This is a genomic window from Psychrobacillus sp. FSL K6-1415, assembly GCF_038003185.1.
Taxonomy (GTDB): Bacteria; Bacillota; Bacilli; order Bacillales_A; family Planococcaceae; genus Psychrobacillus; species Psychrobacillus psychrodurans.
Map to the genome: position 1 here is coordinate 3,529,999 of NZ_JBBOOQ010000001.1, position 20,945 is coordinate 3,550,943.

The window sequence follows — 20,945 nt, forward strand, 5'->3', positions numbered from 1 at the left end:
TTATCGCTCACCCTGTGTAGGCCAATAGGAGGTTGGTCATGCAGCTGCCGCTGTACGCGGGGAACTTAGATTGTCCTCTATTTTGGGTGATACTCTTAGCCATCGTTCCTTGGTTTCTTCCAAGTCCCAAGAACCCAGTACTCATGAGATATTTTTAGTTACTAATGAAGAGGCTGGGACAGAAGTAGAAATTTTATTGGATAAGGAGAAAGCTTTACTAAATAATGGATATTTAATCAGATTGATTGGAATGGGGGGGCGACTCCTACAGGAATATCGTGACGCCTGAGACTACAGGCTCAGGCCACGCCCGTGGAAAGCGTCCCTGGTATGGAAATCAATTTTGTGCACAGCAAAAAAAACAGCATTGTTCTCACAGAGAAAAATGCTGTTTTGGGGTTCTGTCCCAGCCTCATGAATGTTCTGTTTCTCGAAGTAACAAAGCAGGTTCTAGATCTGTATTTTGATCCAATTTATTTTAGTCCATTTCGAAAGAATAAGCTCTCTCTACTTTACAAATTTTTACGGAGTAGTTGATGTACCAATCTGACTGACCTTTATTCTGTGCAATCCTGTGCGCTGCATTATCTTTCCAACTCTTTATGGCATCCATAGAGTCCCAATAGGAAACAGTAATTCCTAATTCATTATCTCGAGCACTTTCTATACCTAAGAAACCCTTCTGCCCTGATGCTAACTCCTCCATTTTTTTTGCCATATTTCCATATCCATTGTCACCCTTCGTCCGCTGTGATGCAAAAATCACTGCGTAATAAGGTGGTTCTGGTGTGCTTGCAATTCCACTCATATACATCTTCCCCCGTATCTAATACGAACCTAAGTATTCCGTTTCTATTTCTGTCTCTATCAAGTGTTTATCATATGATACTTTATATGCTTTTGCTGCTGGTCTTGAACTTACTATTTTATATATCTTCTCATCAATATAGTGGATGGCAACACCGTCATCTGTCGCTATTCCTGGTTTAATTTTATTGGTAGCAACAAGGTTCTGATAAGCAGGTCTCCTATTCGCCTCTCCGTTATAATGTGGGCAATTGCTTCCACTTAATAAGCCAAGACACGATATCGCTTCAAGATTATCCCCAAACGAATCAGTAACCCCTTCTTCAAACCAACAAATAGAACCTGCGCTTACGCCAGCCAAAACTACTCCTTGCTCCCATGCCTTTTTTATAATAGTATCAATTCCCCATGCCTTCCATAACGCTAATAAATTCTTCGTGTTACCGCCACCAACATAAATAATATCTTTATCTAATAGATAGTTTTCTAAATCTCTAGTTGGCGGCTTAAACAATGAAAGATGAGAAGGTACACAATCTTGTTTATCAAAAAAGTCGTAATATCTTGAAATATAATTCTCTGAATCCCCACTTGCAGTAGGAATGAAACAGATTTTTGGGATAGCTTTACCTGACTTTTGCAGAATATATGAATCCAATAATGGATTGTCCGGCTCCATAGAGAATCCTCCACCACCTAGAGCAATTATTTGTCTCATCATCTTTCCTCCATTTGTTTATCATTAACTCTAAAGATTTATTAGCTGGTTACCCTATGTTGAACCAACAATTTTATTTACAGAAATAAGATTAATGACAACATTTATGTATGGCGCAAATATAAAATATCTTTTAGAAATACAAAATTTAAGCCTCATTACATTGGATATGTAGTGAGGCCCATTAAAGTTGTTAATTGGCAGCTGAAACTTCAAATATAGCACCAATTCACTATAAATACTCTTTCACAGTATAGTTTCCGAGCTTTCGAGAAGTGCTTCTTTATCAGCCATTTCGCCATTCTTCATCCCAAAGTTCCTGTTTTTCACTTCCTATATTTTTCTCTTTATCTTTTACAAACTCCTCAAACGATTCCATCAAGCGTTCAAGCAAAATATTTTCTTTTTCATAGGTATCTATTGGTTTCATATCAATCGATGAAACATTTGGTGGAACTCTAGTTAGCTTATGAACACTCACATCTAGGGCATCCGCAATCGGCTTAATATAGCGTCCGTCTGGCACATCCTGACGCTCCCAGTTAGAAACAGTACTGATTGTAACTTTTAACTCGAGAGCCAGCTCTTCCTGCGACATGTTCTGTTCTTTTCGAACTGAACGTAATACCTCTCCTTTGATTTGCATAGTATAATCTCCTCTCTAAACATTATTTAATAAGTAACCTACTAATATTTACCCCAGTTCATAAATATTATGTAAATTATCTGATAATGACTAGAAAGTACCTATACTGAAAGAGTAGTTATTTAGACTGACTAAATAGATTTGAACGTTATAATCGAAAAATTTTAATACTATATATCGCTTTTCTTTTTCCCAATATAAAGTAAGTGTGAGGAGATTCCTAAAACATTGGGGTCACTAGCTTTTTCCGTTAATAATTTTATAACTTTCTCAAACTCATTTTCTTCCTTATCACGCCAGTAACTCCAATTATCACTGCTTAAGAGAGCACCTATATTAGAACCAATTAGTGCTAGACTTTCAAATCCCTGTCCCTCCATAAATGGTTTTATTTCTTCTATATTAAAGTAATAAGCACCTGTAAATCGTCCTTCATCTTCATGATTAAAGCAGCCTGTTTGAGCAAATTGCTCGATATTATCCATCTCGTTATTTGGCTTCCAATTTTCAGGATGTAAAAGAGAAGTTAAGATATGTCTAATTCTCGGCATAAATGCCACAAAAACAATACCATCCTTTTTCGTAACTCGATATAACTCTTCTACTGCTTTAATCCGATCTGATTCTTCCTGTAAGTGATACAATGGACCAAGCATTAATGAAGCATCAAACTGTTCATCCTCCAGTATAGTAAGATCTCTTGCATCCGCCATATGGAATCCATTAAAATTTTGTTCTACCTTGAGTTCATGCGCTTTATTTTTAGCAATTTCTACTAGCTTTGGGGTTAAATCGGTTAGTGTTACCTTATATCCTTCATTAGCCAACTTCATAGAATATTTCCCTGGTCCGGCACCATTATCTAGAATATTCCCATTCAGAGGAAGATACTTTTTAATATAATGCCAATTCACTTGGAACTCGATAGGCTCTCTATCTAGTCTTCCCCATTCATCAAAACTATTGTAGTAGTCAATAATGTTATTCACATATGCACCTACATTCTTTTCATTTAATTAGTAGTTCAACACAAAGATAGAAAGTTCCTTCTATAAGTCTTCATATAAATAAAGACCTCTCTACAATTTAATAATGAAGAATTAGCCTTAATGGAGTTTCTAAGTATTATGTAAAAAAGCCCCCGATCAGTTCAGTAAATTGATTGGAGTCTTATTTTAGTTTTCGTCATTCCAAAATTCATCTTTAAAAAATGGCTCTAGCTTTGTTTCTCTAAAAAAATGTTTCATATGAGGTATGTTAATGTCCGCATTCGGCTGTAAAACTTCTTTCCTAAGTCGATTACACCAAATAGGGTCTAATTCTGGAAACCTTTCTTCAAACGATATTGGTTTCTCGTCCTCCAAATGAATAAAAAACCATACAATAAATGCATACATAATCGGAAAATCTCGTTGGATTTCCTGATGATATGTGACAAATGCTTTTATATAGTGATGAAATTCATGCCATTTTACATCTCCAAAACCACCGGCAAACTTACGTTTATGCTGAGGGGTAAACGAAAAACTACTACCAGCATGCCAAGTACCAAGTTGCATTGTAAAAGCTGTAGTTGCACTTCTTCTTACTTCCATGTCCAGATCATTTAAATATAAATCATAGCGGTCATATGGAGGTACCATACCAGTATGAAAACCACCTACACCAACTCCAGTTAAAGCCGCTTTTACCTTTTCTATTATCGTCATAATTCACCTCTACCTTTGTTGGACATAATGCATTAGTTCTGTTCTGTACTTGGCAATTTCCTTACTCGGATTCGGATATAATTCAAGTAATAGCTGCATTAAATCAATCATGCCCTCCCTTGAATCCCCTAGCTTATAACGTACTACAGCAAGCATTGCACGAAATGCTTCCGAATCATGAAATTTCCCTATGCCATTATAGAGTATTTGTTCTGCCTCTTCATACCGATGGAGTGAAAAATAATTAAAACCAAGATCCATATAAGCTTTTTGCTTTAATTCCTTTGGTAACTCTAGTTCAATGGCTAACTTATAATACTTGATGGCCTCATTTGCATTGTCTAGAACACTATAATTCCATCCACATTCAAAATATATACGCCCATCTTTATCAGGGATACTTTCTAATATTTTTATAGACTCTTCAATCTTTCCGTCTCGTCGCATTTCTATAGCTTGTTGAAGTTGTTCCATAATTATTACCTCCCTCGCAATTAAATTACTACTTCATGTATCTGGAATAATTGTAACCGCTATAGTTCGCACAGGGATATCTTTTCCATCTTGGTTATTAGTAGAAAGGTAGTATTTAGTTAAAATTTCTTTTAGCTCATCTTGAAATTTCAAGAAGTCTACATCATTCATTTTTAATTCGACTAAAGAAAATGTCGCTCCATCATGAGAATGATTCTCTATTTTCTCTAAATAGTTTTGATATTGAGTCATAAGCGATAATTGATAAAAAGATACAAAATCTAGTTTTTCTTGTGGAGATGCTTGATTCCATTCATCTTGGTCAAGTTTTAGCTTCTCCTCATTAAGTGCATAATATTTCTCAGAAACGGATTTTACTTTTTTTTCTTTCATCACATGAATTATCTCGGAGTCCAATAACACTTGTATATGTCTGTAGAGTGTTGCTTGTGGCACATCCTTAATGATTTTGACCATTTCTAAGGGTGTTAGTCCATCTTCTTTATTCCTTAATAATGCTTGAGAAATTTTCATTCGTACTGGATGCATTAGAACTTCCACTTTATTTAACATTCTATCCCCTCACTTGGTTATTCTTATTCTCATTATAAAGAATAAGAATAAGTAGTGCAAAATATAACACTCTATGTTATCATTATCAATAATGAAAATGAACTTTGAGAAGGAGTTGGAATTATGCAATTACATTATGGAATAAATGATTTAAAAGATGTTGATTTAATGTCGTTTCTACCTATTATACTTCCAGTTATTTTAGTAGGATTTATACTTGCAATGGTTGCTTTAATAGATTTGTACAAAAATAAAAAAAGTAGAAATAATGTACTCATATGGACATTAATAATAATTTTCGGCAATACAATTGGACCTATTCTGTATTTTGTTATAGGAAGAAAGGATAGTGAGCGAGCTTGAAATTGGAAATCAGAAATGTAAAGAAAACGTTTAAAAACAAAACTGCCGTCGATAGCTACTCGATGGAGCTACAATCAGGAGAGTGTGTCGGACTAATCGGACCAAATGGGGCTGGGAAATCGACTCTTATAAAGATGATCGCAGATATTATAAATCCTGACACTGGTGAAATCCTTTTAAACGGAAAAAGAATTTCCTCAATGAAAAAAGAAATTGGGTACCTACCACAATATCCAAACTTTTTTCATTGGATGACTGCCAAAGAAACACTTATGTTCATGGGAAAGCTTTCAGGACTAAGTAAAAATGGATTAAACACCTCTATTCCAAACATTTTAAAAAAAGTTGGATTAAGCGGAGAGGAAGATTCAAAAGTAGGTACATTTTCAGGCGGCATGAAACAGCGACTTGGTATTGCTCAAACCTTACTACATAAGCCACCCTAATTATTATGGATGAACCAGTCTCAGCCCTTGATCCCATTGGTCGCAGAGAAGTATTAAACCTTATTCAAGAAATAAAAAAAGAAACAACCATCCTACTATCAACTCATATTTTAGGTGATGCACAAGAAATCTGTGAGCGATTTATAGTTATTAAAAATGGGTTGAAAATCGAGGACACATCGATTATTGAACTGCTTCAAAGAAATAGCGACAAAAAATTGAATATAGAAATAACTGAGAAGGATCAAAAATGGATTGGCACTATAGAAGAATTACCTTATGTGAAAGGCCTAGAAGTATTTGGGAATCAACTAAAGGTTGAGGTTGAAAATCTAGAAAATAACAAGAATTTATTACTCGGTCATGCACTGAAGCATGATGTAGATATTGTAAAGTTTGAAGTCGGAAACGATACATTAGAAGACATTTTCTTAAAATTGGTGGTGGAGAAATGAATAGTTTTATAGTCTTGATGAACAAAGAATTTACCCAGATGGTCAGAGATTTTAAAATAATTTGGCTCCCTCTAGTCTTTATCTTATTAGGAATCACCCAGCCTGTAATGACCTATTACTTACCTACCATATTAGAAGCTTTGGGAAGCGGTCAAGGCATTACAATTGACCCAAGTATTGCCGCTCAGCAAGGGGGAGAAATATTAGCTGGCACACTAGGTGCACAGTTTGATCAGCTTGGGATTATAATAATTGCAATCTCTTTAATGGGAATCATCCAAACCGATAAAGCTAACGGAATGTTGGCCTTTATATTAACTAGACCAGTACCTGTTCGTTCATACATAGGAGGTAAAATTGCTTCGAATTATATTTTTACGGCATTTAGTGTTGCTGTTGGATACCTTGCATCCTATCTTTACGTGAATTTTCTATTCACAAATGTAGCTATTTTCGATATGCTTACTGCCCTACTATTCTATCTTGTTTGGATTCTTTTTATTATCACTTTTACAACAATGATTAGCACTCTTATAAATAGCCCAGGGCTTATCGCACTAATATCCATTGCTTTTTTAATAGGCTGCCGACTTATCGTTGGCTTAAGTTCTATGATAGATATAATAAATCCCGCCAGTATGAGTAAACATGCAATGGAAGTGCTTATAACAGGATCTGTAAACTCTAACGCTATGGTGAATCTAGTAGTATCCCTTCTTTGTGCCGCCATAGCAATCTTTATAACAAATTATTGGATTTCCAATAAAAAGTTTAGTAACGAATAAGAAAAGACTTCTCAAAAGTTTAACCAACTAATGAGAAGTCTTTAATTTTATAAATTTCTTTTAAGAAAGTTTATAATTTTTATCACTTTTATAATTTAGTAATACTTTATAATAAATTCAAAGGACTTATAGATAGCGTCTAAAAGAATTAAAAATCAAAATGGAAGAAATACAATAATTCATTTATCTCCCTTACCTTGGAATAAAAACTTGTTGATTTTAAAATCATACATTATTAATCCATTCATCTCATCTTCCACATCAGTATAGTTGTGTATAGATTTATTTTTTTAAATTGTGCATCCTAAACAGCCTCACCGTCGCCTAAAAGATAGAAACAACAAAGGGGGTTTTCCTCATGGAACAGAGAACATTGATGACACGGATTCGGAACGGCGAGGACGATGCTTTTGCTCAACTAGTCAACCCCTTGATTGAAAAGGGTTACAGGACCAGTTTTAGTATTCTCAAATCGAAAGAACAGGCAGAAGAGGTTATCCAAAATGCGCTGATCGAGGCATACCGAAATATTATGAGTGGAAAGGATATCTCCTATTTCAACACATGGTTCTATAAATTGGTTACCAATCGTTCAATTGATGCTTGGAGAAAAAACGATCGTCTGAAGGAATCACCGCTTGAAATTGATGTGGGGACAGAAAAACATGCCGTTATTGAAAGCGTGTTAAAAGAGGAAAAAGAAAACGAGATTAAAAAGGGCATATCATCCCTTGATAACAGCGACTACCAGAACGTTCTCATCCTCTATTACTACCAAGAACAAGCAATCCAAGAAATATCAGATTTGCTAGGACTGAAAAATTCGACTGTTAAATCCCATCTTCGCAGAGCAAGGAACGCTCTGAAAAAAAGGTTGATTGAAAATCAGTTTATAGGGGTGAATTCACAATGAAGATCGATGAATTGTTGAAGAAAGAAATTGACGAACAGATGGAGAAAATCCAGGCCCCATCTTCCATGTATGAATTTGCAAAAAACATAAAGGAAGAATCGGAAAAAAGAGCGGATTATGAAAAATCGACAAGAAAAAAAAGAGGTTGGAGGAAATCACAGTTTGTAATTGCCGCAGTTATCAGTCTTGGCGTCTTAATAGGGTCCGCATTCCTAAATCCAGCTATGGCCGAAGTAATGTCAAAAATCCCGTATCTAGGACAAGTATTCCATAAACCAATACAAGTAGTAATTTCAGAAACCTTGGAGAAAGAAGGATATAAACCAAATGGTATCGGCATGGGCATATGGGGACAGAAGGCACTCTTTAACATAAGGCTAAAGGGCACGGAAGAATACGTTAAGCAAGAAGAGGATAAAGTTTTAAGAATATTGACTGAAACTTTGGAAAAGAGAGGGTATGATAACTACGAGTTAAGGGTTTCTTCTGACACGAATGAAGTATCCCCCAAGCTAAACGAGATAGAAAAACAGAGGGAGGAACTAGGCGAAAAGTTGATGTCGGACTTGCAGGAAGCAGGATATCCGATTATGAATGTTAACGCCTACAGCCCTGTGGTCAGTGTGTACATCCCAATAACCGATGAAGCTAAAAAAGTAGAAATCTACAAGGCAGCGATTGAACTATTAAAAGCAAACGAAACACCAAAACAGGTACAAGTTATAACTCGAGACCTTTCAGAAGAGGAAATCGAGAGTCAATGGATGCCCGTCACGTTTAGTATTCAAGAAGAGTTTTTTCTAAAAAAAGTGTACAAGGTAGCTGACATTAGATATTCCTACAAGCCTGAAAAAGTGTCTATTACCATCATGACTAACATGAAATCATCGGATCCAGAGACTAAAGAGGTCGTAACCAAAATCCGAAAAGAAATTACTGAGTTCCTGGATAGTGAAGAAGTAAAAAGAATGACAGAGAATCAGAAATATGAGCTAATTATCCAAGACAAGAACGGCAATGATTTCCCTTAATAAAATCAAGTTATAAATACAAACATTAATTATTGTCGTGTCTCAAACTCTTAGAAAAACCTGAATTTTATTATAATGTGGTTGGAGAAAACCTACATATCAAAATGGTCATATGCCCCACTTAAATAACAAACCAGTATAATTTAAAGGAGGAGTTTACAATAAGAGAAAATCCTATAGATTTTAATATTCGAAATAGAAGTTATGTTATAAGGTTGGCAAAAGAAGATGATGCGAAAAGCTTGTCTGAAGTACGATTGCAGATAGATAGCGAAACAGAAAATATGGATAGAGAAAAAGGTGAATCATACATTGATGAAGTAGGCTTTAGACAACTTATCAAAGAAGATACAGAAAGTGACCATAATCTTTTTTTAGTTTGCGAATCAAATGGAAGTATTGTAGGGTTCTCAAGGTGTGAAGGCAATCAGTTGAAAAGAATGTCCCATAAAGTTGAGTTTGGGGTTTGTGTACTAAAGGATTTCTGGGGATATGGCATTGGTACAAACTTCTTAAAAGAAACAATTAGATGGGCCGATACAAATAACATTAAGAAAATTACTTTGAATGTACTTGAAACCAATGAAAAAGCCATAATGCTTTATAAAAAATATGGTTTTAAAGAAGAAGGATTATTAAAGATGGATAAGCTACTATCAGATGGAAATTATTATAATACCGTAATTATGGGAAGGTTCAATAATAATAGCACTAATTAGTTTATGAAAAATAGCCCTATTTTTGATCAATCTTTGTTCAAAATAGGAGCTATATTTTTTTTTAGAGTACAAAATAGCTTCTCTAAATGACCGGACTATTTTTTAGTTATTCGAAAATGAAAAAACCACTACAGTTTAGGTTGAACTGCCCGTGGATAAGCTATAATTTTTCGCAATTGGTATTCAGTTGATCAGTATTTATTATCATAACGTACTAAGCCGTAGTTCATAAAAATACTGCACAGCTGGATGCTTTAATTTCATTTGCTCAGTCATGTTCAAAATCCGTTTTTTTCCAACCCGTCTATCCACTAAAGCTAGGATATTCAATAGGATATCATTACTCTCTATACTTTCCTCTATAGAAGTGGATAAGAAGTTATTAGCTACAACGATAAAATTTGATTTACTTAATGATGACTGCGCTGACAACATCTCCTTTGCATATTCTGATAATTTCCTACCCCTTGCAATTACTAGTAAGCGATCCTCCGGAACTGTCCCCTTAGTTTGTTTTCTTATCGCTTCAATTTCCTCTTCATTGATAGGAATTTGGATATCTGGGTCATTCTTAATTTCTTGTTCCGACTGATACCATCTAATTAAGGTAGTTTTATCATTCATATTGAGTACATTCTTTTTATCTACCGCAATATAACAAAGTCCTGCTTTATCAGGTAAATAACGATAGCTGGTTGCAGTGTATTCAACCCTTCCAAATAATGCAGGACAGAGAAAACTCTCCAGATTTTGCTTCAATTTGCTCCAGGACATGTAAGTCTCCTTAAATTTTATATTTTTAATATTTGTTGAGGCAGTCGTTCTATTATCCATAATACAATAACCAACATATAGATTAAACTAAATACAAGGAATAAGTGTGACTTGAATTTCTGATGTACCTAAAATAGTGAACGAATAAAAATCCAGACTGATGAAAAAATAACTACAATGAATAAGAATATAACAATAAACATGGAAGAAAGGCCTCCCAACAGTTTAGCAAACTGATGAAAGACCTTCTCTAAAATTAGTCATATGCATTTTTTTACACACCGAAGTGGTCAAGTAGTGCAAAGTGAACTGGAAACCCCTTATTTATAAAGGGTTTCTAATTCTTATTACATCATGCCGCCCATATACCCAACGGAATCCACGTACTTCCACATCTAAACTATTACCCTCATAATCATTATCCTTATTAGTATTTATATAGGAGAAAGTCCACCATAGTTTAATAGAGTCTAAAAATTTTGTGATAATTTTTGTGATATTTTTTAAATATATAACAACAGAAAACCACCTTCCATTATTTTGGTTGGTGGTTTTTAGCTTCTACTCGATTTATGACCTCGCATAATTTACCTAATGCTATAAGTTCTTCTCTATTCATTCGTGACATCTCATCTAGGGCACCTAGTACTAACTCTGGAGGATGTTCATCCAGTAACTTATTAAATAGTTCTTCCGTTCTATCCACTACCTTCACAACCTTTAATCCATTATAGTTACGTCTACTATTTCATCAAGCTTTAATGATAACAAATAAAAAGGATCTTGCAATTCGATTTCTCGCTTCTGCAAATTCACACTTTCTACCGTTCCTCTGTTGTATATAAATTCTCCATTTTTCCATCTTTTAATTTTTGTATCAGCTTTACTTTTAATGGCTGCATCCAAAGTATGTTGAATGGCATCATAATCCCATTCGTCTAATTCTGGTCTGGGTTCTTTTTTTATATCCTGGTTATATTCTTTCAACATCGCTACATGTTCGGTTAACATCATGCCCTGCCATTTCATCATACCGCGATCTCTAATCAAACGTACCACTCCTATTCTTTATGCCCACCAACCATTTTAGACCTTTTAACTGCTGTTCCTGCTGGAGTATAAGACACTGCTCTTAATAACGCTGCGGATCCATATCGATTTCGAATGTTATCCATAGCAGTCGCGAGTTTTCTGTTCTTCCAGTTTTTCTTTTCAAATAAACTTAACTGCATGGAGTGTTCATCTTCTAACTTTGTTATGGAGATAGATATATGTCTTACAGGATTCTTATTGTAATTTTCTTTTAACAAATCTAAGCAAACATTATAAATTTTCATGGTATCGTTTGTAGCATCATGTATTGTTCTAGCTCTCTGAAATCCTCCACCAAATGCATTTTTACTATAACCAATTCCCAATGAAATAGTTCTAGCAGCTTGGAAAGTATCTCTTGCCCTCTTTGCAACGTCCTCGCACATTTCAAGAAGAACTGCTTTTACTTCTTCAATTTTATTGTAGTCACGCATGAGGATTTGGCTTTTGCCAAAACTGACTTGTCTTTCAACCGAAGGTGAGCTCATATCGGATAAATCGATTCCGTGTGCATGATGAAATAATTGATTCCCCATAACACCAAATTTATCTTCCAGTAACTCTAAAGGAGTCCTAGCTAATTGTCCGATACTGAATATACCCATATTGTTTAAAGTCTTTTCTGTTCCTCGACCAATACCCCACATTTCTGTTAACGGAGTCACTGGCCATAATTTTGTTTGCACATCATCATATGTCCATTTAGCAAAACCTGTTTTCTTAGCATCCAAATCAAGAGCAAGTTTTGCCATTAACATATTTGGTCCCATGCCTGCAGATGAATGTAGTTGTAAGGTCTCTAATATTTCTTTTTGAATTTCTTTAACGGTATTTTCTGGAGATCCCCAAAGTTTTTCAGTACCTGTTAAATCGATGAAACTTTCATCTACACTGTATACATGAACTGCTTCTGGCGGAACATATTTGTGGAGGATATTTGTAACTGCCATACTCATTTCAAGGAAGTACTGCATTTTCGGTTCAAATAATCGTATATCTGGATGACTAGGTATTTCATGTAATCTTGTGGATGCCGTCTTGACACCAAATCGTTTCTTCATAGGTGGAGATGCTGCCAATACAACAGCACCTTTTTGTTCGAAATTACCAACAATAGCAATTGGAACGGTTCTAACATCTAAATCATGTAATACTGCTATACAAGATGCATAAAAGCTCATCATATCTATGCAAGCAATTGACCGGTTAGGTAATGCGCTATAATCAATCATCTGATTATTTGTAAAGTTCTTGGGGATGAGTTAATAAAATCGATGTAACCATTTTTCCTCATATTATCTAGATGTTTATGAATTGTCGAAGAAGACTTTATTCCAACAGCATTGCCGACCTCTCTCATTGATGGAGAATATTTATTTTCTGCTAAAAAGTGTTTGATGTATTCATAAATTTCTTTTTGACGTCTATTCATACAACCTCACGCTCCTTATGGATGATGGGAACAAATGCGAGTACATTTTCAACTTTAAAAGTCCTTTTGGTATTTCGTAAAAAACAATACGCTTTAAATGTATTGCCCTCCACAGATAACACCTTTACTTTTCGCTTACTAATTTCACCGCTATTTTTCATGTAAATCATTTCAATTATTTGATTGAGTTGCATGGATTTTAAAATATTTATACGCACATCTGTTCCCTCCTTCTTTTGATTAGTATACGAACAATCGTTCCATTTTACAACTAGTAATTTTTGGGCAAATAAAAAAAGCACCTTCTAAAAGATGCTTCCTGAGTTGTGCTATATTTTAATAAGTACCTTATCCAATGACTTTTTCGCCATAGATGAACCCAATTCCTTCAAACTAGACTTTGGAGTTAATTTAATTTCATTTATATTTAATTTACTATCCATTCTTGACAAAACTGAAAGTTTTAATAACTGGTTCATAATTAATCCTCCCTTTTAAAATAGTTTGTATAAAAATGTTGATTTCTATCCGGTTCAAAATAATGTTTTCTCTTAATCCAAACAAATCCATCACCTTTTGTTATTACAGCCACATCAATTGGACCTCCTACTGTCTCTAAACTGCCTGATGCTTTTCTACGAAATGATGTTAGATTAACTAGAGCTTCTGCCATTTCTGCTAGTTCTCCTTTGGGAAGACTACGCAAAATACCTAGTGTTGGGTCAGTGAATTCACGTTCTTGATAGCTTTTAATTGTCGCCTTATATCTTTCGTATATTTTTACCATTTCACCTTTAATAGTTGATTTTAAAACATCTATTTGTACTTCTGGAATTAATATAGATTCCATTTGATCTACAAAAATATCAGAAGTTTCATTAAATATTTGAGTTAAATAATAATCAGAAAGTGATTCCATATCTGGGTCAATTCCTTCTAAAAACGAATAAACCATTTCACTTTGTGCAAAAGGATATATCCCTGAATCTGCATTTTCGCCAATAGAAGTATGAGTTGTAACGGCAGTTTTTATTTTACTGTCTATCTTACCATCTATTTCTTGTGCAATCACTACTGGATATAAATTCTTCTTGCCAAACCCTGCAATTACAATTCCTGAAGTGTGACTTGAAAATTCTTTCAAAAGCTTTTGCTTTACTATTTGACTAATTTCTTCTACTTGCTCATCATAAAAAATGAAGTTTTCAAAGTATTTATCTACAATGTGTGTAATATGTGTATCATATATATCACTTATATATCTTAGATCGTTTTCATCTAGGTCGTCAATATATTCCTCATTATTTATTTCGTCTAGTTTAGAGCCAATTTTCACTTTAAATAAGTCTTTAACAAGTTCTTTTAATTCTTCTTCATTCAATTGTGGTGAATCGTCTATGTATTCTTTCAAATCCTTCATAATATTATGGTATATATTAATGATACTTTCTTCAATAATTGTCAGATTATAATTTTCTTCTTCTTTAACAGTCATTAGTTCGTCAAATTCATTATTTTCTAGGAAATTAATAAACTCATCATTGTAATCGCTAAGTTGATCAAAAATTGTATTCCCAAGTTGTTCTCTAAATAATTTTATTATAGTTTCCCAAGGAACTCTTAGAAAACTTGCGTTACCATAAACCATAATTCCTACTGGTTGATACTTAGACAAAGCAAATAATTTATTTGCACTGTTATAAATTTTATTCCCCCCACCAATAGTAACCGCACTGTCGGCAGCTAAAGCAACTCCCATTTTATTGATTAAACATATTTCAGCTGTCATATACTTATTCACCCCTATATCTATTTATATGTATATTCTATACAAGTGTGTTAAATCCTTTATTTTAAAAAAATATTATTACAAACAAAAAAGCCCCACTCAAATTAATGAGCAGGGCATAAGATTACTTAACTTTCTTCTTCAGTTCTTCCAACTCTCTTGCAATTGTCAGCAAAGCATTCCAAACATAGTATTGATTTACTTCACGAAAAGGATTTTTTCCATCAGTAATACCTAACTTTATCGCTTCTTGACGTACTTTTTCTTGGTCTGCATTTAATTTTTGTTCTGTCACTCCAGCCACCTCTTTCTTAGGTTGATTTAGCTCCTTCAAACGTTTTCGAACGCTATCCATGTTAATGCCTGGACAAGATGTTGCGGTGCCACTAAATTCATTGTGGCCAAGTACGTCATCTACACTTAAACCAAAGTTGTGAATAGCTAATAGACAACGTTCTTCAAATGCTCTTTCTTGTGCTGCAGTAAATGCCCCATTACCTACAACGCAAATATGATAGGTGTTTGTATTATGATTACCAATCCCGTTAGTAGGATAGATAGGATCATAACAGAGTTGAACTGTACCATCAGTTAAAATGATTTCATGATATCCACCTTTACCCCACCCAAGACCTTTCCAACGATTATTCCAGAACGCAAAATAATCACCATTCGTTGTTGCTGAATGGTGACGTGCTATTTTTGTTATTTGAGATATTTTACGAGTGGTTTTAGAAGGAGCTACTTTATTTCGGATGTCTAGGATTTTCACCATTTCGCATCTTCCTTTGGTTTGTCGTAACTTAACGCTAGTTTAGAATCCGAAAATCCTTTGGTCATCGGGTCAGTAATCTGATTGTAAAGAGCTATCACTATAAGACCAGACAAGAATGGATTGCTATATGCCTGTACTACCAAATCCCATAAAGAAGTCCAAGTAGTTAACCCTTCCCAACTAAGTCCTGTGTATGCTAGTGCTGGAGTTAAAGCAGTAAGTAGTAGTTGAAATAAAAATACAGGGTTTTTGAAACGTACTTTCCAATTGATTTTCATAAATGTTTCCTCCTATTTCATCATGTATTCTGTTATATAGAAATAAAGTAATCCGCCAGAAGAAAGTAGTCCAAGTAAAGCTCCACTCACTTTCATTCCGATTGTAGCTATAGTGTTCCATTTGAGCATTTTGAACTCATGATTTTGTGTGGACCTGGTACTTTGAATACCCATAGCAGTTTGCAAAAGTTCAAATAATTTTTCCGTCTGTTGTTCTGTTTGCTCACGCATCACTTCTCTTGTTTCAGTGCTTGTTTTTAGAATGGTATTTTCTAATTTAATTGATTGTTCTTCAAGATTGTTTATTCGTTCTTCATGCTTTTGGTCAACCTTTTCTAATGCTCCAATTCGTTCTTCATGATTATTTATTTTTTCATCATGATCCCTTACTGTCTCGAACATTGACGGTCTACTCCCTTCCGTCATCCCCATACCCCCTACTTTATTGCAAAATAAAAGAACGACCAATGGACGTTCTCGCTTAGTTTATTCTTTTTTCTTACGACGCTTTATGTTCCTACTTTGAAATTAGGGTACTAAAAATTCCAGTTAATTCACTCTGTTCTATTTCAATTGACCTCTCACGAAGAGTTAAGTGGACCACTAATCTTTCTACAGTTATGTCTGCATGTAGGTATGCTAGCACTAAACGTATTTTTTCTTTAATACTTGGTTGCTCAGAAATTTTAAACTCACCTAAATCTGATTCCATTTCATTTTTTTCATCCTTAGAAAGGCAAGAAATAATAGAGTCTACAGAATTTTCATCAATCTTATAATCTAAACTATGAGCACAGCCATTTCTAATATTATTGAACTTGTTAATTGATCTATAAATACCATCTTTTAGCATTCCCAATGCATAAACTAGATTGAGCTTTTGTGAGAACGTAACCCTCTCTAAATCCATTTTGTCAGGATACTTAAGACACTTTTCCAGAACTAAGTTTAACTCTCTCTCTACAAGAAGATGCGCTCTTAAAATGACAATTAAAGCCTCATCATGTTGAGTTTCCTTTAAAAAACTGATTCTAGCTTTTTTAAATTCTTTTTCTCTATATTTTGCTATCTCACTCATAACAACCCCTCCATAATTTTATTTTACATTATTACGTAGGTATTTTCTGTAATTATGAGCATAAAAAATAACGCTAGCTTATGCTGCGTTTAATTAAAACCTTTAATCAGTAATTAGATTCCCTTGCCCATCTAAACCAAGCGTAGCTAAATCAGCTAGCACAGGTTCTTTCAAATGGTCCGGAACATCCACAATCGTTCTTCGTTTCCCTGCGATTAATCCACTAAAAATTGCTACCATAAACATAATATTACCTCCTATTATTTTCATGAGTATTTTAATTGCTATATTCTGTATCCAATACATATTGAACACCCTCGCGATCTGATTCTGGAACATCCTCTATAGTTCTCCGGGGAGCTTCCGCTGCTATTAAAGCGGCAAAAATTCGATGAATTGACTTAATTTCAGGCATTTAAAAACCTCCCATCGATAGGAGGTAGAGTTCTGCTATTGCTTCTTTGTTGTTTAGATCTTCTGCTTTTAATCGCTCAACTTCTTCACTCAAAGGTTTTCGAAATACTTGTGGAGCTTCTGTTTCGTCCGGGTTTGGATAGCTGAATTCTACTTCTTTAGTAGTTGGATTTACTCTATAACTGCTAGATTCCGCAAAATCTTGTGCGTACTGTCCGAATTCTAATTCTAATACACCTACTGTAGATGGATTACGTTCACTCAAGGCTATATAGCTCTCGTAATCTTGTTCAATAGTAGTAGCAACTACTCCCCCTTGTCTGTCTCCAGTATCTACAATTACATTCCCTGTTGATATTTCATAGTATATTTTTCTTCCAATCGGGTTCACTTTTTGACCTCCTATTCAAATGCTGTCCAGTTAAACGATGTAATGGCAGTTCTTGGCGCTACGAAAAAACCATCTGCGAGTATATTAGCTTCAGTTGAAGGCATTGTATCCATCCCAGAAGTTGAACTATTGATTGTAGTCCACGCTACTTTCATGTTTATATTTGAGCCACTGTATGAATATGGGATGGGTTGTCCTGCAAATAACGCAATGCCTTCTGGCGCGGCAGTAGGTGTGGATGACCCTAGAAATACGTATGAAGGTGTGAAAGTTAAACCTGTTACTCTAATGATACTCTTCCCATTTTCAATAACCCTTGTCGCCGTACCGGATGCATACTTTTTCCCAACAAAGCTACCAGGGACACCGAATATATTTTTACCAGCTACAATATTAGCCGATATTAAGTCTATATCACCTTCAACAACGCCATTACCATTATGATAGCCTGCTGGTATAGGTTTATTATTTGCCCCAGGAATTATACTAACTGCACCGTTATTTGGCATAGATCCATTTACTAAACCGTCTTCAGTCCCTAATGTTTTTCCGCTTATTACGTCAGCTGCTGTAGCATTTCCATACTCCCCCCCTTCACCCTGTAAGATAAAATCCGTGCCATCATAGGTTAAAGTGTATATACTTCCTGCTTTAAGATTTCCGGCTGAAACAGCGCTCCCACTAGATTTCTTAATTCCCTTAGCACCAAGACCATTTACATTTAATGTAGATGCTCCTGTATTAGCTATGTTTACCTTTAAACGTAAAGTAACACCCTCTGCATATGCTGAGAGCGCTGGATTTAAAGTAGCAACATAATTGTTTACTGTACCTGTTGCTACTGCGTAACCCGTGTGTTTCAAATAGTCTTCCAAGTGCGTCTCAAACACTTCATTAGTAACTAAAACGGTTAAATCTATTTCATCCTTATGAATAGCATTCTCTTGCAACTCTTTCAATGCCTCATAACTTCTACTTTGTAGGTAATTAAAATAATCACTTGGAGGCTTAACTCCTGCCTTCCATCCTTCTTGCCTTAGTAATAATGGGGGTTCTATCCCTGGTGCTTCCCAGTGAGGTAGCGGTTTAATAAATGGCATTTATATCCCTCCTATATCGGTAATTCTTGATCAGTTGATGGAGTGTAAACAGCTCCGAAGTATCCTCCGATGGTTCCATCGATGTTTCCGAATCCCTTTAAGTTATCTATTTCCATTGCAGTTGTTCCAAATTCAAAGGTACCTGCAAGTTCTATTACTCCAACTTTCACACCTGCAGCTACTGTCCTTTGAACAATCCTTATAAAATTTATAGGATCTAAACCAGCCTCATTAATTTTCGTAAGAGGAAGCTCAATTAATTTAATTGCAGCTGGCTCTGGTTCATCAACATCATTCCATTTCTCCACTATCTTAATTGTGGATGGATCTGTGGATAACGCTATCGAGATTACTTGAATAATGGTATTTATTGCTCCATCACTAAGGTTTCTAGCAATCTTTGACTTAAGTAAGATACGATAAACTTCATCTGTTGCAACGCCACGTGACTGATTAACGTTTTCTCCAATTAAATCTAATGATTTGCCCTTTGCATTATCAATATCTCTCCATGACATGATGAATTGATTTGTATTTTGCAATACCACCAATTCATCAGAAAAAATACTGATCAGTTTTGATAAGTTTGAATTAGGATGCTTAGCAAAGTAATCAGCAAAACGACTCATGATAGTCTTTGTACTAAACATTAACTGTCACCTCTATATTAGAAGCATCTAACTGAGCTACCTCTTGTAAACCAATCGCTAAGTTTGATTCCTCAAAACTAATACCATCTAGGGACAAATGGATTGAAACGTCTTCAATACCAGGAACTTGATAAGTACGAGCGATTAACCTGGATTCAATAACATCTTCCCCCATATTTAAACCGGCATAGACAGATGAGTCTATATCAGTACCACCTATATATCTGATAAGCATAGATTTAACTTGTTCAATTCCTTCTGTAGGGAATGAAGTGTTTGTACTTATGGCAACTTTTAAATATACAGGTACTTCAATTGCTCTAGTAAACCCTATTTGTTGAATGTTTTTGCTGTCGTCAATGATGGATACATAAGTTGTTCCGTAAGGTTGAATGCCCCCAGCTTTCTTTTCAAATACTGCCGTAGCTATTTCTTCATCTGTTCCACCCAAAACAAATGCTTGTATAGACCTCATTGGAGTTCCATAAGCATCTGGCACATCTCCGTAATTCTCTATAACTGTAGCTGCGCGAACAGAAGGTAGTTTCAATATATTCGTTCTAATTGCATTGGTTGTTGCAGACCCCATGCCCTCAACAGTGACAGATGCTCTTTCACGAGCTTCTAAATCCGTTTCTTTTTCTCTGCCTCCTGATGTTTTAGAAATGTTTGTCACACTAGTTACATCTGCATCTGGATTAACAATCTCTACGATTGTATTTGCTCCAACATTTCCACCACTACCTAATTCAACTGCTTTTATTTCGACAATCCCTTTTCCCAAAGTATCAATTTCTACATCTTCAGTTGTTTCGAAGAATACATCTGAGTTAGATTTAGATACTAAAAAACCAGCACTCACCAAATGATTAGGTGTGCCGGTTATTTCTAATGCTCCAAAAGCATATTGTTCTAAATTTCGCGTTATACCTGCATATGGTAAGAGCATATCCAACTGTGTACCTTCTGCTGTTTTTCGATAAGCTGAATAGTAAACATTTTCGTTATCTTGCCATGCCAAAGATAAAAACCATGCCATTATTCTAAGTAAAATGCCTAATATGGACCGTTCAGATACATTTGCATTCTCTCCGAACTTTTCTTTTGCTTTTGCTGACATATCATTTAATAAATCATCATAAGTTTTTCGTTTATAGCCGTTGCTATCAAGCGCCACCTAAGACCACCTCCTCGCTTAATGTTTGGCCATCGATTAATTGAACTTCATATCTGACATTTAATTTTCTTAATTTACGGTCCTGTATTATTTCAACGTCGTTAATAATTTCTACCCGTTCCTCTTGCCCTAATACACGAATGATTTCGGACCTTATTTCTTCATCAGAAGGCTTTTCAAGTAACTTCATAAAATCTAATCCTATATCAGGGTTTAGGAACCATTCTTTTAGATTAGTTGACAGCGAGATAATTAATACTTGTTCAACCTCTTGCGTTCCCTCAATCAGCTTAAAATCACCATTTTCAAACATTAAATCTCCATCACCTGTTAGCTCAATAGTTTTCATTCCTTCA

32 protein-coding genes and 1 pseudogene are annotated in these 20,945 nt (G+C 35.0%); 7 read left to right on the plus strand and 26 right to left on the minus strand.

Annotated features, from left to right (window positions below; translation table 11 throughout):
• Positions 1-70 precede the first annotated feature (70 nt).
• On the plus strand, positions 71-289 hold the full coding sequence (locus tag MKY60_RS17085) for a hypothetical protein (RefSeq protein WP_340930735.1): 219 nt from the start codon (positions 71-73) through the stop codon (positions 287-289).
• A 189-nt stretch (positions 290-478) separates the two neighbouring features.
• On the opposite strand, the gene MKY60_RS17090 is transcribed toward MKY60_RS17085, so the two are convergent.
• The 7 genes from MKY60_RS17090 to MKY60_RS17120 all read right to left on the minus strand — a co-directional run bounded on the left by MKY60_RS17090 (position 479) and on the right by MKY60_RS17120 (position 4,927).
• The gene (locus MKY60_RS17090; RefSeq protein WP_090568969.1) at positions 479-808 is read right to left on the minus strand and encodes an antibiotic biosynthesis monooxygenase family protein; all 330 of its coding nucleotides are present in this window, start codon (positions 806-808) and stop codon (positions 479-481) included.
• An 18-nt stretch (positions 809-826) separates the two neighbouring features.
• Positions 827-1,525: a Type 1 glutamine amidotransferase-like domain-containing protein gene (locus MKY60_RS17095; protein WP_340931116.1), complete on the minus strand. Its 699-nt coding sequence runs from the start codon at positions 1,523-1,525 to the stop codon at positions 827-829.
• A 286-nt stretch (positions 1,526-1,811) separates the two neighbouring features.
• Positions 1,812-2,171: a helix-turn-helix domain-containing protein gene (locus MKY60_RS17100; protein WP_340930737.1), complete on the minus strand. Its 360-nt coding sequence runs from the start codon at positions 2,169-2,171 to the stop codon at positions 1,812-1,814.
• Between the two features lie 170 nt (positions 2,172-2,341).
• The gene (locus MKY60_RS17105; protein WP_340930740.1) at positions 2,342-3,160 is read right to left on the minus strand and encodes a class I SAM-dependent methyltransferase; all 819 of its coding nucleotides are present in this window, start codon (positions 3,158-3,160) and stop codon (positions 2,342-2,344) included.
• A gap of 186 nt (positions 3,161-3,346) precedes the next feature.
• The gene (locus tag MKY60_RS17110; protein WP_340930742.1) at positions 3,347-3,880 is read right to left on the minus strand and encodes a hypothetical protein; all 534 of its coding nucleotides are present in this window, start codon (positions 3,878-3,880) and stop codon (positions 3,347-3,349) included.
• Between the two features lie 9 nt (positions 3,881-3,889).
• Positions 3,890-4,354 (minus strand): hypothetical protein, encoded by a 465-nt coding sequence (locus MKY60_RS17115; RefSeq protein WP_340930744.1) that lies wholly within the window; start codon positions 4,352-4,354, stop codon positions 3,890-3,892.
• Between the two features lie 33 nt (positions 4,355-4,387).
• On the minus strand, positions 4,388-4,927 hold the full coding sequence (locus MKY60_RS17120) for a helix-turn-helix domain-containing protein (RefSeq protein ID WP_241600243.1): 540 nt from the start codon (positions 4,925-4,927) through the stop codon (positions 4,388-4,390).
• Between the two features lie 123 nt (positions 4,928-5,050).
• On the opposite strand from MKY60_RS17120, the gene MKY60_RS17125 reads away from it, so the two are divergent.
• The 6 genes and pseudogenes from MKY60_RS17125 to MKY60_RS17150 all read left to right on the plus strand — a co-directional run bounded on the left by MKY60_RS17125 (position 5,051) and on the right by MKY60_RS17150 (position 9,639).
• Positions 5,051-5,290 (plus strand): PLD nuclease N-terminal domain-containing protein, encoded by a 240-nt coding sequence (locus tag MKY60_RS17125; protein ID WP_241600244.1) that lies wholly within the window; start codon positions 5,051-5,053, stop codon positions 5,288-5,290.
• Positions 5,287-6,191: pseudogene (locus MKY60_RS17130) on the plus strand (ATP-binding cassette domain-containing protein). The gene MKY60_RS17125 and the pseudogene MKY60_RS17130 overlap by 4 nt, the downstream one beginning before the upstream one ends.
• Positions 6,188-6,976: an ABC transporter permease gene (locus MKY60_RS17135; protein ID WP_340930746.1), complete on the plus strand. Its 789-nt coding sequence runs from the start codon at positions 6,188-6,190 to the stop codon at positions 6,974-6,976. Before MKY60_RS17130 ends, MKY60_RS17135 begins: the two are co-directional and overlap by 4 nt.
• Positions 6,977-7,334: 358 nt before the next feature.
• Entirely contained in the window at positions 7,335-7,889 is a 555-nt protein-coding gene (locus MKY60_RS17140) for an RNA polymerase sigma factor (RefSeq protein WP_340930749.1), read from the plus strand.
• The gene (locus MKY60_RS17145) at positions 7,886-8,920 is read left to right on the plus strand and encodes a DUF4030 domain-containing protein (RefSeq protein ID WP_340930750.1); all 1,035 of its coding nucleotides are present in this window, start codon (positions 7,886-7,888) and stop codon (positions 8,918-8,920) included. The genes MKY60_RS17140 and MKY60_RS17145 overlap by 4 nt, the downstream gene beginning before the upstream one ends.
• A 215-nt stretch (positions 8,921-9,135) precedes the next feature.
• The gene (locus tag MKY60_RS17150; RefSeq protein ID WP_245402524.1) at positions 9,136-9,639 is read left to right on the plus strand and encodes a GNAT family N-acetyltransferase; all 504 of its coding nucleotides are present in this window, start codon (positions 9,136-9,138) and stop codon (positions 9,637-9,639) included.
• Positions 9,640-9,843: 204 nt separating this feature from the next.
• Here MKY60_RS17150 and MKY60_RS17155 read toward each other — a convergent pair whose 3' ends face one another.
• From MKY60_RS17155 to MKY60_RS17245, 19 genes are all read right to left on the minus strand, one after another.
• Entirely contained in the window at positions 9,844-10,413 is a 570-nt protein-coding gene (locus MKY60_RS17155; protein WP_340930753.1) for an SF0329 family protein, read from the minus strand.
• Positions 10,414-10,948: 535 nt separating this feature from the next.
• On the minus strand, positions 10,949-11,119 hold the full coding sequence (locus tag MKY60_RS17160) for a hypothetical protein (RefSeq protein WP_340844843.1): 171 nt from the start codon (positions 11,117-11,119) through the stop codon (positions 10,949-10,951).
• A gap of 14 nt (positions 11,120-11,133) precedes the next feature.
• A complete protein-coding gene (locus MKY60_RS17165; RefSeq protein ID WP_340844844.1) occupies positions 11,134-11,463 on the minus strand; it encodes a YolD-like family protein in 330 nt (109 codons plus the stop codon).
• Positions 11,464-11,474: 11 nt separating this feature from the next.
• The gene (locus MKY60_RS17170; protein ID WP_445677992.1) at positions 11,475-12,737 is read right to left on the minus strand and encodes a Y-family DNA polymerase; all 1,263 of its coding nucleotides are present in this window, start codon (positions 12,735-12,737) and stop codon (positions 11,475-11,477) included.
• Positions 12,734-12,937, minus strand: a complete 204-nt coding sequence (locus MKY60_RS17175) for a LexA family protein (protein ID WP_340930757.1) — start codon at positions 12,935-12,937, stop codon at positions 12,734-12,736. Before MKY60_RS17175 ends, MKY60_RS17170 begins: the two co-directional genes overlap by 4 nt.
• Positions 12,934-13,155, minus strand: a complete 222-nt coding sequence (locus MKY60_RS17180; RefSeq protein WP_340930759.1) for a transcriptional regulator — start codon at positions 13,153-13,155, stop codon at positions 12,934-12,936. Before MKY60_RS17180 ends, MKY60_RS17175 begins: the two co-directional genes overlap by 4 nt.
• Before the next feature lie 111 nt (positions 13,156-13,266).
• Positions 13,267-13,416: a hypothetical protein gene (locus tag MKY60_RS17185; protein WP_340930763.1), complete on the minus strand. Its 150-nt coding sequence runs from the start codon at positions 13,414-13,416 to the stop codon at positions 13,267-13,269.
• A gap of 2 nt (positions 13,417-13,418) precedes the next feature.
• Positions 13,419-14,726: a hypothetical protein gene (locus MKY60_RS17190; RefSeq protein ID WP_340930764.1), complete on the minus strand. Its 1,308-nt coding sequence runs from the start codon at positions 14,724-14,726 to the stop codon at positions 13,419-13,421.
• A 124-nt stretch (positions 14,727-14,850) separates the two neighbouring features.
• Positions 14,851-15,501 carry a peptidoglycan recognition protein family protein gene (locus MKY60_RS17195; protein ID WP_340930765.1) on the minus strand — a complete coding sequence of 217 codons (651 nt, stop codon included), beginning with the start codon at positions 15,499-15,501 and terminating at the stop codon, positions 14,851-14,853.
• Complete coding sequence (locus MKY60_RS17200; protein WP_340930766.1) at positions 15,495-15,779, minus strand: phage holin; 285 nt, start codon at positions 15,777-15,779, stop codon at positions 15,495-15,497. Before MKY60_RS17200 ends, MKY60_RS17195 begins: the two co-directional genes overlap by 7 nt.
• A gap of 12 nt (positions 15,780-15,791) precedes the next feature.
• Positions 15,792-16,205: a hypothetical protein gene (locus tag MKY60_RS17205; RefSeq protein ID WP_340930767.1), complete on the minus strand. Its 414-nt coding sequence runs from the start codon at positions 16,203-16,205 to the stop codon at positions 15,792-15,794.
• 91 nt (positions 16,206-16,296) lie between these two features.
• Positions 16,297-16,857 carry a hypothetical protein gene (locus MKY60_RS17210; protein ID WP_340930768.1) on the minus strand — a complete coding sequence of 187 codons (561 nt, stop codon included), beginning with the start codon at positions 16,855-16,857 and terminating at the stop codon, positions 16,297-16,299.
• Positions 16,858-16,959: 102 nt separating this feature from the next.
• A complete protein-coding gene (locus tag MKY60_RS17215; protein WP_340930769.1) occupies positions 16,960-17,103 on the minus strand; it encodes a CD1375 family protein in 144 nt (47 codons plus the stop codon).
• Between the two features lie 31 nt (positions 17,104-17,134).
• Positions 17,135-17,272 carry a hypothetical protein gene (locus MKY60_RS17220; RefSeq protein WP_340930771.1) on the minus strand — a complete coding sequence of 46 codons (138 nt, stop codon included), beginning with the start codon at positions 17,270-17,272 and terminating at the stop codon, positions 17,135-17,137.
• Positions 17,273-17,662: a hypothetical protein gene (locus tag MKY60_RS17225; protein ID WP_340930772.1), complete on the minus strand. Its 390-nt coding sequence runs from the start codon at positions 17,660-17,662 to the stop codon at positions 17,273-17,275.
• Between the two features lie 11 nt (positions 17,663-17,673).
• Positions 17,674-18,762, minus strand: a complete 1,089-nt coding sequence (locus MKY60_RS17230) for a hypothetical protein (protein WP_340930773.1) — start codon at positions 18,760-18,762, stop codon at positions 17,674-17,676.
• A gap of 11 nt (positions 18,763-18,773) precedes the next feature.
• A complete protein-coding gene (locus MKY60_RS17235) occupies positions 18,774-19,412 on the minus strand; it encodes a DUF2612 domain-containing protein (RefSeq protein ID WP_340930774.1) in 639 nt (212 codons plus the stop codon).
• Entirely contained in the window at positions 19,405-20,589 is a 1,185-nt protein-coding gene (locus MKY60_RS17240; RefSeq protein ID WP_340930775.1) for a baseplate J/gp47 family protein, read from the minus strand. Before MKY60_RS17240 ends, MKY60_RS17235 begins: the two co-directional genes overlap by 8 nt.
• Positions 20,579-20,938: a DUF2634 domain-containing protein gene (locus tag MKY60_RS17245; protein WP_340930776.1), complete on the minus strand. Its 360-nt coding sequence runs from the start codon at positions 20,936-20,938 to the stop codon at positions 20,579-20,581. The genes MKY60_RS17240 and MKY60_RS17245 overlap by 11 nt, the downstream gene beginning before the upstream one ends.
• Positions 20,939-20,945 lie beyond the last annotated feature (7 nt).